We start from the raw sequence: 13,133 nt of genomic DNA, 5'->3' as shown, positions 1-13,133 counted from the left end.
CGGCGGCAGCGAAAAAGGGGGTTGAGTCCGCGATGCGAGCCGCCTATAGAACCGGCCTCGCCGACCGCGACCCGGACCGGCGAGACCCCGCGGTACCCAAACCGCGGTGGATGTAAAAAGTGGGGCCTTAGCTCAGCTGGGAGAGCGCTTCCATGGCATGGAAGAGGTCATCGGTTCGATCCCGTTAGGCTCCACCATCCCACCCTCGCGCGACGCGGCCCTATCGGGGACGCGGACCGCGTTTAAAAATATGGGGCCTTAGCTCAGCTGGGAGAGCGCTTCCATGGCATGGAAGAGGTCATCGGTTCGATCCCGTTAGGCTCCACCATTCCTCGCAGGCGCGACGCGGCCGTCCCGGCCTTCCGCGCCGTCAGGCAGATCCCCACAGCACCGTCCCTGCGCGCGCAGCGAAACGATCCCGTCGGCGCGACGACTGAGGTCGCGCGGTCCTGAGTCACCACGCGTTGCTCGTGATGGCGGAGAGGAGATCGCCCGAGGGTTTCAGGCGGAACCCGTCCCGGCCGTCCAGGCCCGCATCGGGACTCCTCGCTGTATCAATCCGGCTCAGCGGGTCAGGTGACCGAGCGGCAGCGCGGTCGTGTACTTCACCTGCCCCAGGGCGAAGCTCGAGCGGATGTTGGCCACGCCGGGGATCCGCGTGAGGTGGTCGAGGACGAGCTTCTGGTACTGGCCCAGATCCTCGACGACGACGCGCAGCATGTAGTCGGCCTCGCCGCTCATCAGGTAGCACTCCATCACCTCCGGGCGGCTGCGCACCGCCTCGTCGAAGGCCTGGAGCGCGGCCTGGGTCTGCTTCTCCAGCGACACGTGGACGAAGACGTTGACCGCGAGCCCGAGGCTCAGCGGGTCGACAACCGCCACGCAGCCGCGGATCACCCCCGCCTCCTTCAGGTCGTTGACGCGTCGCCAGCACGGCGACGTCGAGAGGCCGACACGCTCCGCGAGATCCGCGATGCTGATCTCGCTGTCCTGCTGCAGGCACTCGAGGATGCGCAGGCTCGCGGCGTCGAGGGCGGCCGGTCGGGCGGGCATGCGATCGGTCTCCGGTCGGGAACCGCGTGCGCGGCCTGAGGCGCAGGATGCGGCATGTTTTGCCGCCTACAGCCCGTATCAGGGAATATCAATCCGCGAACCCCGGCATCGCGGCAAATATCCGGCATGTCCCGCCGCCGCGATCCTCGTATGATCGCGCCGACCAGGGAGGCCGCGCCGATGAACGCCATACCGCCGAAAGCCACGATCGCGCGGTCCGCCGAGGTGGATCACGATCCGGCCGAGACCCAGGACTGGCTCGCCGCGCTGGAATCCGTCTTCCGCACCGAGGGTGCGGCCCGGGCGCGCTTCATCCTCGATCGCCTGGAGCGGCGCTCGAAGGAGATCGGCATCCTCGACGAGGCCCTGCCCTACTCGCCCTACCGGAACACGATCGCGCTGGAGAAGCAGCCGCGCTACCCCGGCGACCTCGACATCGAGGAGCGCCTGACCTCGATCATGCGCTGGAACGCGCTGGCCATGGTGGTGCGTGCCAACATGGCCTACGGCGAGCTCGGCGGCCACGTGGCGAGCTACGCCTCGGCGGCGGAGCTGTTCGAGGTCGGCTTCAATCACTTCTTCAAGGGCGGCACGGACGGCGACCTCGTCTATTTCCAGCCGCACTCCGCGCCGGGCGTCTACGCGCGGGCCTTCCTCGAGGGCCGGCTGTCCGAGGAGCAGCTGAAGCACTACCGCCAGGAGATCGCCGGCGACGGGCTCTGCTCCTACCCGCATCCCTGGTTGATGCCGGATTTCTGGCAGGTCCCCACCGGCTCCATGGGCATCGGCCCGATCCACGCGGTCTACCAAGCGCGGTTCATGCGCTACCTCGGCGACCGGGGCCTCGCCGACACCACCGGCCGGCACGTCTGGGGCGTGTTCGGCGACGGCGAGATGGACGAGCCCGAGTCGATCGGCGGCCTGGCGCTCGCCGCGCGCGAGAATCTCGACAACCTGACCTTTGTCATCAACTGCAACCTGCAGCGGCTCGACGGGCCGGTGCGCGGCAACGGCCAGATCATCCAGGAGTTGGAGAGCCTGTTCCGCGGCGCCGGCTGGAACGTCATCAAGGTGCTGTGGGGCTCGGAGTGGGACGGGATCTTCGCCCGCGACACCAACCACGCCCTGCTGCGCCGCTTCGCCGACACGGTGGACGGCAAGTACCAGACGCTCGGTGCCAAGGACGGCGCATACAACCTCGCGCACTTCTTCGGCGAGGACCCGGAGGTGCGCGAGCTCGTCGCCCACATGTCGGACGCCGACGTCGACCGGCTGAAGCGCGGCGGCCACGACTTCCGCAAGCTCTACGCGGCCTTCGCGGCCGCCAAGGCCACCAAGGGCCGGCCGACGGTGATCCTGGCCAAGACCAAGAAGGGCTACGGCATGGGCGGCGCGGGCGAGTCGCGCATGACCGCCCACCAGGCCAAGAAGCTCGACGTCGACGCGCTGCGCGCCTTCCGCGACCGCTTCGCCCTGCCGCTGTCGGACGCGCAGGTGGAGGGCCTGGCCTTCTACAAGCCGGCCGAGGACGGCGCCGAGATGCGCTACCTGCGCGAGCGGCGCGAGATGCTCGGCGGCGTCCTGCCGGCCCGCCGCCGCACGGCGCCGACCGTTCCGGTCCCGGCACTCTCCACCTACGCGGGCTTCGCCCTCGAGGCCGGCGGGAAGGAGATGTCGACCACCACCGCGGTGGTGCGCCTGTTCGGCAACCTCCTGAAGCACAAGGATCTCGGGCCGCGCATCGTGCCGATCGTCGCCGACGAGGCGCGGACCTTCGGCATGGCCAACCTGTTCCGGCAGGTCGGGATCTACGCGCCGCAGGGGCAGCTCTACGAGCCGGAGGATGCCGGCTCCATGCTCTACTACCGCGAGGCCCGGGACGGGCAGCTCCTCGAGGAGGGCATCACCGAGGCCGGGGCGATCTCGTCCTGGACGGCGGCGGCCACGTCCTACAGCGTCCACGGCCTGTCGATGCTGCCGTTCTACATCTACTACTCGATGTTCGGCTTCCAGCGGGTCGGCGACCTGATCTGGGCGGCGGCCGACCAGCGGGCCCGCGGCTTCCTGATCGGCGCCACGGCGGGCCGCACGACGCTCGGCGGCGAGGGCCTGCAGCACCAGGACGGTTCGAGCCACATGCAGGCGGCCGCGATCCCGAACTGCCGGGCCTACGATCCGGCCTTCGCGTACGAGATGGCGGTGATCGTCGACCGGGGCGCCCGGGCGATGATGGAGGAAGGCGAGGACGCCTTCTACTACCTCACGGCGATGAACGAGAACTACGCCCAGCCGTCCATGCCGCAGGGGGCGGAGGCCGGGATCCTGAAGGGCATGTACCGCCTGTCGGGGCCGGAGGCCGGACAAGGGACGGGCGCCGCTGTGCGGCTCCTCGGCTCCGGGGCGATCCTGCCGGAGGTGATCGCGGCGGCGGCGCTGCTCGCGCAGGATTTCGGCGTCGCGGCCGAGGTGTTCAGCGTGACGAGCTTCAGCGAGCTGGCCCGCGATGCCCGCGAGGCCGAGCGGCAGGCGATGCTCAACCCGGAGGCCGAGGCGCCGGTCAGCCACGTCGCGGCGCTGCTGCCGGGCACGGCGCCCATCGTCGCGGCGAGCGACTACGTCCGGGCCTACCCGCAGCTGATCGCCTCCTATGTCGGCGCGCGCTTCGTCGCCCTCGGCACCGACGGGTTCGGGCGCAGCGACACCCGCAACGCGCTCCGTCGGTTCTTCGAGGTCGACCGGCAGCACGTGGTCATCGCCGCCCTGCACGCCCTGTCTGAGGCCGGCACGGTGCCGCGCGCCGCGGTGGCGGACGCGATCCGCCGCTACGGCGTCGCGGCCGACGCGCCCGCGCCCTGGACGATCTGAGGCCGGGCGCCCCGTCGAGGGGCGCCATCCGTCCCACCCCTTCTCCGAACGCCCGAGCCACGGAATTCGCCCGCATGAGCGCCGCGCTGCAGATCGCCCTTCCGGATATCGGCGATTACCGGGACGTGCCGGTCATCGAGCTTCTGGTGAAGCCCGGTGACCGCCTCGCGGTGGACGACCTGATCCTCAGCATCGAGTCCGACAAGGCCACCATGGAGGTCCCCTCCCCGGTCGCCGGCATCGTGCGCGAGTTGCTGGTGTCGGTGGGGTCGAAGGTCTCCGAGGGCACGCCGATCCTGACGGTGGAGCCTGCCGAGGGCGGCGGGGTCGCACCGGTGCCGGACACCTCGCCGGCTGCCGCGACCTCGGCGTCCTCCGAGCGGAGCGCGGGTCCCCTCTCCCGTTCGGGAGAGGGACAGGGTGAGGGATCGGGGTTTTCCGGAAACGGCGCACCCCTCACTCCAATCCTGTCCCTCACGGGAGAGGAAGCCGGTCGCGCCTCGCCGAAGCCGATTCAGGCCGATCCGATCCAGGCGACGAGCGGCGACGTGCATGCCAGCCCGTCGGTCCGCCAGCTCGCCCGCGAGCTGGGCGTCGGGCTCGACCGCGTCGCCGCCACCGGGCCGAAGGGGCGGATCCTGCGCGAGGACGTGCACGCCTTCGTCAAGGCGGCCCTCAACGCGCCGGCCCAGGCGCCCGCCGCCGCGTCCGGCATCGGCGCCGGCCTGCCGCCCTGGCCGGAGGTCGACTTCGCCAAGTACGGGCCGGTGCGGCGCGAGCCGCTGTCGCGCATCCAGAGCCTCTCGGGGGCCAATCTCAGCCGCAACTGGCTGACGATCCCGCACGTGACCAACTTCGACCGGGCCGACGTCACCGAGATCGAGTCGTTCCGGGTCGGCCTCAACACGGAGACGCGCACGCCGCCCGCCCGGGTCACTATGGTGGCCTTCCTGATAAAGGCGGCGGCCTCGGCGCTGCGCGCCTATCCGCGCTTCAATTCCTCCCTGGAGGGCAGCGACCTCGTCCTGAAGGACTACGTCCATGTCGGCTTCGCGGTGGACACGCCGAAGGGCCTGATGGTGCCGGTGGTGCGCGACTGCGACCGCAAGGGCCTCATCGAGATCGCCACCGAGATGGCCGCGATGGCCGAGAAGGCCCGGGTCGGAACCCTCCCGGGTTCCGACATGCAGGGCGGCTGCTTCTCGGTCTCGTCGCTCGGCGGCATCGGCGGCGACGGCTTCACCCCGATCATCAACGCCCCCGAGGTCGCGATCCTGGGCGCGGCGCGCTCGCGCACCGAGGCGGTCTGGGACGGCAAGGCCTTCCAGCCGCGCCTGATCCTGCCGCTCAGTCTGTCCTGGGACCACCGCGTCGTGGACGGCGTCGCCGCCGCCCGCTTCCTCGGCCACGTGGCCTCGGTCCTGTCGGACCTGCGCCGCGCCCTCCTGTGACCGCCGCCGCCATGCCCGAGACCCTCGACATCCGCGTCCCCGATCTCGGGGACTACGCCGACGTGCCCGTCATCGAGATCCCGGTGGCGCCCGGCCAGCCGGTCGCCAAGGACCAGACCCTGCTGGTGGTCGAATCCGACAAGGCGACGCTGGACATCCCCTCCCCCGCGGCGGGCCGCCTCGTCGAGATGCTGGTCGGCCTCGGCGACACGGTCTCGGCCGGCACCCTCGTCGCCCGCCTCGCGGTCGAGGCGACCGACGCGCGCGGCGAACCGGCCCCTGCCTCGGCCCCGACCCCCGCGCCCACGCCCACGCCCGCCGCGCCGCCGCCGAAGCCGCAGGCCGGCGCGGGCTGCGATCTCCTGGTGATCGGCGGAGGACCGGGCGGCTACTCGGCCGCCTTCCGGGCCGCCGATCTCGGGCAGCGGGTCATCCTGGTCGAGCGCCACGCGACCCTCGGCGGCGTCTGCCTCAACGTGGGCTGCATCCCCTCGAAGGCGCTGCTCCACGTGGCCGCGGTCACCGAGGAGGCCGTCCGGCTGGCCGCGCACGGGATCAGCTTCGGCGCGCCGACGGTCGATCTGGAGAAGCTGCGGACCTTCAAGGCCGGCACCGTCCGCCGCCTGACCGACGGGCTCGCCCAGATGGCGCGCCAGCGCAAGGTCGAGGTGGTCCGAGGGACAGCCCGCTTCACCGGGCCCCGCACGGTCTCGGTGACGCTGCACGACGGCGGCACGCGCGACGTCACCTTCACGGGCGCCGTCGTGGCGGCGGGCTCGGCGCCGGTGGCCCTGCCGATGCTCCCGGACGATCCGCGGATCGTGAATTCCACCGGGGCGCTGGAACTGCCCGCCGTGCCGCGCCGGCTCCTGGTGATCGGCGGCGGCATCATCGGCCTGGAGATGGCGACCGTCTACAGCGCGCTCGGCGCGCGGGTCGACGTGGTCGAGCGCCTGCCCGGCCTGCTCGAGGGCGTCGACCGGGATCTCGTCGGCGTCTGGACGAAGCGCAACGCCCACCGTTTCGACCGCGTCCTGACGGGGATCGAGGTCGTCTCCGCCGAGGCGAAACCGGACGGGATCGCCGTGACCTTCTCGGGCGGGGCCGAGCCCGGAACCTACGACCTCGTTCTCCAGGCCGCCGGCCGCCGGCCCAACGGGGCGACGCTCGGCCTCGACGCGGCCGGCGTGGCGCTGGACGGCGGCTTCGTGCCGGTGGACGCCCAGATGCGCACGAACGTGCCGCACATCTTCGCCATCGGCGATTGCGTCGGCCAGCCGATGCTCGCCCACAAGGCGGTGCATCAGGGCCACGTCGCCGCCGAGGCCGCCGCCGGCCACAAGGCCGGGTTCGACGCCGCCGTGATCCCCTCGGTGGCCTACACCGACCCGGAGATCGCCTGGGCCGGGCTCACCGAGACGGCCGCGAAGGCGGCCGGGCGGGCCGTCGAGGCGGCGCGCTTCCCCTGGGCCGCTTCGGGCCGGGCCATCGCCAACGGCGCCGATTACGGCCTGACCAAGCTGCTGTTCGACGCGCAGACCAGGCGCGTCGTCGGCGGCGCCATCGTCGGCCCGAGCGCCGGCGACATGATCGGCGAGGTCGCGCTGGCGATCGAGATGGGCGCCGACGCCACCGATATCGGCCGGACGATCCACCCCCACCCGACCCTCGGCGAGACGATCGGTCTCGCGGCGGAGGCCGGGCTCGGCCTCTGCACCGACCTGCCGCCCGTCGCCCGCCGGTAGACACGACGTCGGCGCCGGGCCGGTGCGCCCGGCGGCTCGACGGATCGCCGCGTCTTGTATAGATCTCGGCCCGCGTCGCCGGCACGGCCGGGAAGCCGTCCGGTCGGAGCGTTCTGCCGGGCCTCGATTCGGCAGTACGTGGCGAAGATCTGGTGGTTCAGCTGGGAGGATATGATCCGAGATGCTGTGGCAAACCGGACCGTCTTTCCGCCCCGCTGCCCACATCTTGTCATTACTGTCGCGGGATCGATTCTCGCGCGGGGCCCCGCGGCCCGCAATGGCCGCACCGGCGCTCCGGGTGCCGCCCCTGGCCCTCGCGGTGCTGCTGGGGTCGGTCGCGGTGACCGGGTCGCCGAGCTGGGCGCGCGATGCCGCCGAGGCGCCGAAGCCGGCCGATACGCCGTCCGCCGCCGACGGGCCGCAGGCGCTCATCGCCTCGCTGCGGAGCCGTATCCTCGCGGCGCACAGCGCGACCTTCGCTCTCGAGAGCTGGTGTGCCGACTACAAGCTCGCCGGGGACCCGCACCTCGTGGCGGAGCGCGTGCCCGTGGCCGACAAGCCCCTGACGGCCGCGCAGCGCGCCCGTCTCGCGATCGGCCCGGACGAGCCGGTGCGCTACCGCCGCGTCCGTCTCGCCTGCGGGGACCGCGTCCTGTCCGAGGCGGATAACTGGTACGTGCCGGCCCGGCTCACGCCGGAGATGAACGCGACGCTGGACACCACCCGCACGCCCTTCGGCCGGGTCGTGCGTCCCCTAGCCCCGGTGCGCAGCACCGTCGAGGTGCGCGCGCCGGTCCGGAGCGCCGCGCCCGGACCGGACGATCCGCTCTTCGAGATCGACGCCGTGCTGTCGACCGGGGCCGGGCAGCCGTTCTGCGAGGTCGTCGAGACGTATCTGGGCGGTGCGCTGCCGCAGGCATCGCGGTAGAACCCAGCCGCGTTCTTGGTTGGGAGGAACAGGTATGGGTTCGAGGTTTCGTCGCGCGGTTCTGGCCCTGCTCGCGACGGGCGCGGCGTGCGCGCCGGCCCTGGCGGCCGATCCGGCCGGCGTATGGCTGACGGAAACCGGCAGTTCGAAGGTCCGCATCGCGCCCTGCGGCGGCGGCTTCTGCGGCACGATCATCAGCGCACCCGGGAAGGGGCTCGACGCGAAGAACCCGGACCCGGCCCTGCGAGGCCGCAGCGTCGTCGGCGTCCAGATCCTCGACGCGCGACAGCCCGAAGGCGGCGGCTTCTCGGGGTCGCTCTACAACCCGAACGACGGCAAGACCTATTCCGGTTCGCTGAAGCTCACGGGCCCCGACTCGCTCGAGGTCTCCGGCTGCGTCATGAGCGTGTTCTGCAAGCGGCAGACCTGGACGCGCGTGAAGTGATCGCGCGCGGAGGGCGCCGGGGCGAGGCGGTGCCGCGTCGCAACAACGCGGGATCGATCGCGCGCGACTGAGGTTGCCTGGGTCTGGAACCAGCAAGGATTCTCATGACCCGGACATGTCTCGCCGCCCTTCTCGCCCTCGCCACCGTCGCGCCGGCCAGCGCCCAGGTCGAGGCCCGGCCCGTCGCGCCCGCTCCCGGCGCGCCGGGCGTGGTGAGCCAGCAGATCGACGCCACCGGGAACGGAGCCGCCGTGAGCTATTCGCCCACCGGCCGGCCGGCCGACACGATCTCCAACAACTCGGCGGCGGCGGGCAATGCCAACCAGCCGTCGCGGGTCGCGCCGCAGGGCGGTGGCGGCGGCGGCAGCCGGTGATGGCGCCTGATCCCCGGTAACCCGAGCGGCACAGGACCCGCGAGAGGGGCCGTGATATCTGCCCGCGGCTAGAACGGGTGCGGGGCTCTCTCGGGGCGACCGCGCCGGTCTCGCCGAGGACGATCGGGCCGCACCCGTGACGGTGCGGCCCTTCCGCAGCGCGTCGCGCCTTAGGCGGCCTCGGTGAGGGCCTGCGCGACGGCGTCGAGGGCGGCCTCGGCCCCGGCCCCGTTCGGGCCGCCGGCCTGCGCCATGTCGCGGCGGCCGCCGCCGCCCTTCCCGCCGAGCGCCCCGGCCCCGGCCCGGACCAGCCCGACCGCGTCGTAGCGCGCGGTCAGGTCGTCGGTGACGCCGACCACCAACCCGGCCTTGCCGTCCGGTCCGATGCCGACCACCGCCACGATGCCGGAGCCCAGGCGCTTCTTCTCCTCGTCGACGATCGGCTTGAGGTCGCGCATGTCGAGCCCCTCGATGACGGAGCGGCGGAAGGCCACCCCGCCGATCTCGGTCTGCCGCGCGCCCGAGCCCGGGCCGCCCTCGCCGCCCATGGCGAGCTTGCGACGGGTCTCGGCCAGTTCGCGCTCCAGGCGGCGCCGGTCCTCCATCAGCGCGGTCAGGCGGTCGGGCGCCTCCGAGACCGGCGCCTTGAGGATGCCGGCGAGCGCCGCCAGCGTCCGGGCCTCCTCGGCCCGGTGACGGCGCGCCGCGTCGGCGGTCAGCGCCTCGATCCGGCGCACGCCCGCGCCCACCGCGCTCTCGGCCACGATGGTGATCGCCCCGATATCGCCGGTGCGCGCGGCGTGAGTGCCGCCGCAGAGCTCCACGGAGAAGTTCTTGGCGCGCGGTTGCGCGGCGTCGCCGTCGATCGGCAGCCCCATCGAGACCACCCGCACCTCGTCGCCGTACTTCTCGCCGAACAGCGCGCGGGCGCCCGACGCGATCGCGTCGTCCACGGCCATCAGCTTCGTGACGACGGGCGCGTTCTGCAGCAGCACCGCGTTGGCGATGTCCTCGACGCGGCCGAGCTCGTCGGCCTCGATCGGCTTCGGGTGGCTGATGTCGAAGCGCAGCCGGTCGGGGCTGACCAGCGAGCCCTTCTGGGCGACGTGGTCGCCCAGCACCTGCCGCAGCGCCTCGTGGAGCAGGTGGGTGGCCGAGTGGTTGGCCCGGATCGCCCTGCGGCGGGCGTTGTCGACCTTCAGCTCGACCGGCTGGTCGAGGCTCACCGATCCCTCCTCCACGGTGACGTGGTGGACGAACACGTCGCCGAGCTTCTTCTGGGTGTCGGTCACCCGCGCCCGCACGCCCGGCGCCAGGATCAGGCCGGTATCGCCGACCTGGCCGCCCGACTCCCCGTAGAACGGCGTCTGATTGACGAGGACGAGGCCGGTCTGACCAGCCTCAAGGGCCTTCACCTCGGCGCCGTCGCGCAGGAGCGCGGTCACGATGCCCTCGGCGGTCTCGGTCTCGTAGCCCAGGAACTCGGTGGCGCCGACGCGCTCGCGCAGTCCGAACCACACCGTCTCGGTCGCCGCCTCGCCCGAGCCCTTCCAGGCCTCGCGGGCCGCCTGCTTCTGGCGCTGCATCGCGGCCGCGAAGGCGTCGGTGTCCACGCCGATGCCGCGGGCCTTGAGCGCGTCCTGCGTCAGGTCGAGGGGGAAGCCGTAGGTGTCATAGAGGGTGAAGGCGGTCTCGCCGGAGAGCTTGTCGCCCTCCCGCAGGTCGCGGCTCTCGGCGTCGAGGATCGACAAGCCCCGCTCGAGGGTGCGGCGGAAGCGGGTCTCCTCCAGCTTCAGGGTCTCGGCGATCAGGCTCTCGGCCCGCATCAGCTCCGGGTAGGCCTGGCCCATCTCGCGCACGAGGGTCGGCACGAGGCGGAACATGGTGGGCTCGCGGGCCCCCAGGATCTCGGCGTGGCGCATGGCGCGGCGCATGATCCGGCGCAGCACGTAGCCGCGGCCCTCGTTGCCCGGCAGCACACCGTCGGCCACTAGGAAGGAGGCCGCCCGCAGGTGGTCGGCGATCACCCGGTAGGACGCCATCGTGGCCGCCTCCGGCGCCCGCGAGACCGCGTGGGCCACCGCGTCGATGAGCGCGCGGAACAGGTCGGTGTCGTAGTTCGAGTGGACGCCCTGGAGGATCGCCGCCATGCGCTCCAGGCCCATGCCGGTGTCGATCGACGGCCGCGGCAGCGGGTTCCGGACGCCCGGCTCCAGCTGCTCGTACTGCATGAACACGAGGTTCCAGAACTCGAGGAAGCGGTCGCCGTCCTCGTCCGGCGAGCCGGGCGGGCCGCCCTGCAGCGCCGGGCCCTGGTCGATGAAGATCTCCGAGCAGGGGCCGCAGGGGCCGGTATCGCCCATCTGCCAGAAATTGTCGGAGGTCCCGATCCGGATGATCTTGTCATCGGAGAAGCCGGCGATCTTCTTCCACAGGCCTGCGGCCTCGTCGTCGTCGGCGTAGACGGTGACGAGGAGCTTGTCGGGCTTGAGGCCGAACTCCTTGGTGATCAGCGTCCAGGCCAGCTCGATCGCGCGGTCCTTGAAGTAGTCGCCGAACGAGAAGTTGCCGAGCATCTCGAAGAACGTGTGGTGGCGCGCGGTGTACCCGACATTGTCGAGGTCGTTGTGCTTGCCGCCGGCCCGCACGCATTTCTGCGCCGTCGTCGCCCGGTCGTAGGCGCGCTTCTCCATCCCGGTGAAGACGTTCTTGAACTGCACCATGCCGGCGTTCGTGAACATCAGCGTCGGGTCGTTCTTCGGCACGAGGCTCGAGGACGGCACGACCTCGTGGCCCGCCTTGGCGAAGTAGTCGAGGAAGGTCGACCGGATCTCGTTGACGCCGCTCATCGGGGCTGACTCTGGCAGTACGGACGGGAAAGGGCGGCCGCGCGTCATCCGCCCGGCGCCCGCATGGCGCCCTCTTAAGGAGGGATGCCGCGCGAGTCACGGGCGGCCTGCCCCGAAATCTCCACGGGACGCCGCAACTCGGCCACAAGCGCGGCCGTGTTGTCGCCACATCTGTCAAGCGATGGTGAGTCCGTAGCGCCACAGCGGCGTGTGGAGAGTCGGGATAACGATGCAGGGCCGCACGGTCGGATCGCCGAGGACCATCACCGGCAAGCAGGGCCATTTCGGCTCGGGCCGCGCCGACGTGATCGCCGCACAGCCCATGCTGGGCCGTGCCCATGGCAGCCGCCCCGCGCTGTTCCGCTCCCTGCTCACCGTCTCGATGATCGCCGGCGGCCTCAGCGCCGCGCTGATCGGGTCGGGCGTGGACCTCGCCAAGGTCGGCCTGTCGCCGGCCGTGTCGGTCGCGGAGGCCGCCACCGAGCTCCCGATGCCGCGCCCGCGCATCCACACCGTCGCCCTCACCACCCCGCTGGAGCAGACGCCGCTGCGCGCCGCCGCGAGCTTCGCCCCGGTGCACGACCTCGACACCGAACTCGGCTCCAACACGGTCGACCGCGTGTCGTACGACTTCCTGCTCTCCGAGAGCGCCGTCGGCGATCCGAACGACATCCTCGAGTTCGGCCCGATGAAGATCCGGCGCCACCTCGTGCAGACGATCGTCCGGGCGGCCCAGGCGGTCCAGACCGATCCGGTGCTGCTGATGGCGGTAGCCGACAAGGAATCGAGCTTCGTCACGGCGGTCCAGGCCAAGACGTCCTCGGCGACGGGCCTCTACCAGTTCATCGAGCGGACCTGGCTCGGCGTGGTTCGCGACTTCGGCGCCAAGTACGGGCTGGAGAAGGACGCGGCGCTGATCACCTCCGACGCCAACGACCGGCCGGTGATCACCGATCCGGCGGAGCGCGCCCGGGTGCTGGAACTGCGCCGCGACCCGTACCTCTCGGCGCTGATGGCCGGCGAGATGCTGAAGCGCGACGCGGCCCGCATCGCCCTGCGCATCGGCCGCGAGCTGACCCTCGGCGAGGTCTACCTCGCCCACTTCCTCGGACCGGACGACGCCGAGGAGTTCCTCGCCAACGTCGTGAACAAGCCGGCCGCCGCCGCGGCGGCCCTGCTCCCGGGGCCGGCCCGGGCCAACCGCTCGATCTTCTTCGCCGCCGGGCGCTTCGTCGGGCGCGGCCGCCACCGCAAGCCCCTGAGCCTGTCGGTCGCACAGGTGCACGAGAAGTTCGAGGCGATGATGAGCACCCGCGGGACGCGCTACCAGAACGTCCGCCAAGTCTCTGGAATCATGGCGTATGCCGACGCCGACGCCGGGCTCGCCACGCAGTAACGGCTCTGTGACGCCGGGCGGGATTCC

9 protein-coding genes and 2 tRNA genes are annotated in these 13,133 nt (G+C 71.9%); 9 read left to right on the top strand and 2 right to left on the bottom strand.

The genetic code is table 11. The features are described 5' to 3' along the window. Nucleotides 1-121: 121 nt before the first annotated feature. Both BMY19_RS02645 and BMY19_RS02640 read left to right on the top strand, forming a co-directional pair. Nucleotides 122-197: transfer RNA gene (locus BMY19_RS02645), tRNA-Ala, on the top strand. A gap of 55 nt (nucleotides 198-252) precedes the next feature. Next, a tRNA-Ala gene (locus BMY19_RS02640) sits at nucleotides 253-328 on the top strand. A gap of 236 nt (nucleotides 329-564) precedes the next feature. Here the strand turns inward: BMY19_RS02640 and BMY19_RS02635 are convergent. Continuing rightward, a complete protein-coding gene (locus BMY19_RS02635) occupies nucleotides 565-1,053 on the bottom strand; it encodes an Lrp/AsnC family transcriptional regulator (RefSeq protein ID WP_020092868.1) in 489 nt (162 codons plus the stop codon). Nucleotides 1,054-1,233: 180 nt separating this feature from the next. Here BMY19_RS02635 and mdeB point away from each other — a divergent pair, with 180 nt between their 5' ends. The 6 genes from mdeB to BMY19_RS02605 all read left to right on the top strand — a co-directional run bounded on the left by mdeB (nucleotide 1,234) and on the right by BMY19_RS02605 (nucleotide 8,861). Continuing rightward, on the top strand, nucleotides 1,234-3,918 hold the full coding sequence (mdeB, locus tag BMY19_RS02630; RefSeq protein ID WP_100250850.1) for an alpha-ketoglutarate dehydrogenase: 2,685 nt from the start codon (nucleotides 1,234-1,236) through the stop codon (nucleotides 3,916-3,918). A gap of 74 nt (nucleotides 3,919-3,992) precedes the next feature. Further along, nucleotides 3,993-5,369, top strand: coding sequence for a 2-oxo acid dehydrogenase subunit E2 (locus BMY19_RS02625; protein ID WP_100250769.1), 1,377 nt, complete (start codon nucleotides 3,993-3,995; stop codon nucleotides 5,367-5,369). 11 nt (nucleotides 5,370-5,380) lie between these two features. Beyond that, a complete protein-coding gene (gene lpdA, locus BMY19_RS02620; protein WP_100250849.1) occupies nucleotides 5,381-7,114 on the top strand; it encodes a dihydrolipoyl dehydrogenase in 1,734 nt (577 codons plus the stop codon). 277 nt (nucleotides 7,115-7,391) lie between these two features. Continuing rightward, the gene (locus BMY19_RS02615; protein WP_244534813.1) at nucleotides 7,392-8,042 is read left to right on the top strand and encodes a hypothetical protein; all 651 of its coding nucleotides are present in this window, start codon (nucleotides 7,392-7,394) and stop codon (nucleotides 8,040-8,042) included. A 34-nt stretch (nucleotides 8,043-8,076) separates the two neighbouring features. After that, nucleotides 8,077-8,487 carry a DUF2147 domain-containing protein gene (locus BMY19_RS02610; protein ID WP_020092873.1) on the top strand — a complete coding sequence of 137 codons (411 nt, stop codon included), beginning with the start codon at nucleotides 8,077-8,079 and terminating at the stop codon, nucleotides 8,485-8,487. 104 nt (nucleotides 8,488-8,591) lie between these two features. Further along, entirely contained in the window at nucleotides 8,592-8,861 is a 270-nt protein-coding gene (locus BMY19_RS02605; RefSeq protein WP_100250768.1) for a hypothetical protein, read from the top strand. 170 nt (nucleotides 8,862-9,031) lie between these two features. Here BMY19_RS02605 and alaS read toward each other — a convergent pair whose 3' ends face one another. Next, entirely contained in the window at nucleotides 9,032-11,710 is a 2,679-nt protein-coding gene (gene alaS / locus BMY19_RS02600) for an alanine--tRNA ligase (RefSeq protein ID WP_100250767.1), read from the bottom strand. A gap of 229 nt (nucleotides 11,711-11,939) precedes the next feature. Between alaS and BMY19_RS02595 the strand changes: the two genes are divergently transcribed. After that, nucleotides 11,940-13,106 (top strand): transglycosylase SLT domain-containing protein, encoded by a 1,167-nt coding sequence (locus BMY19_RS02595; protein ID WP_020092875.1) that lies wholly within the window; start codon nucleotides 11,940-11,942, stop codon nucleotides 13,104-13,106. Nucleotides 13,107-13,133: the final 27 nt, after the last annotated feature.

The sequence above is a fragment of the Methylobacterium sp. UNC300MFChir4.1 genome, from assembly GCF_900110155.1.
Taxonomy (GTDB): domain Bacteria; phylum Pseudomonadota; class Alphaproteobacteria; order Rhizobiales; family Beijerinckiaceae; genus Methylobacterium.
Note: the sequence above shows the minus strand (reverse complement) of the source record. Positions and strands in the feature narration are given on the sequence as shown.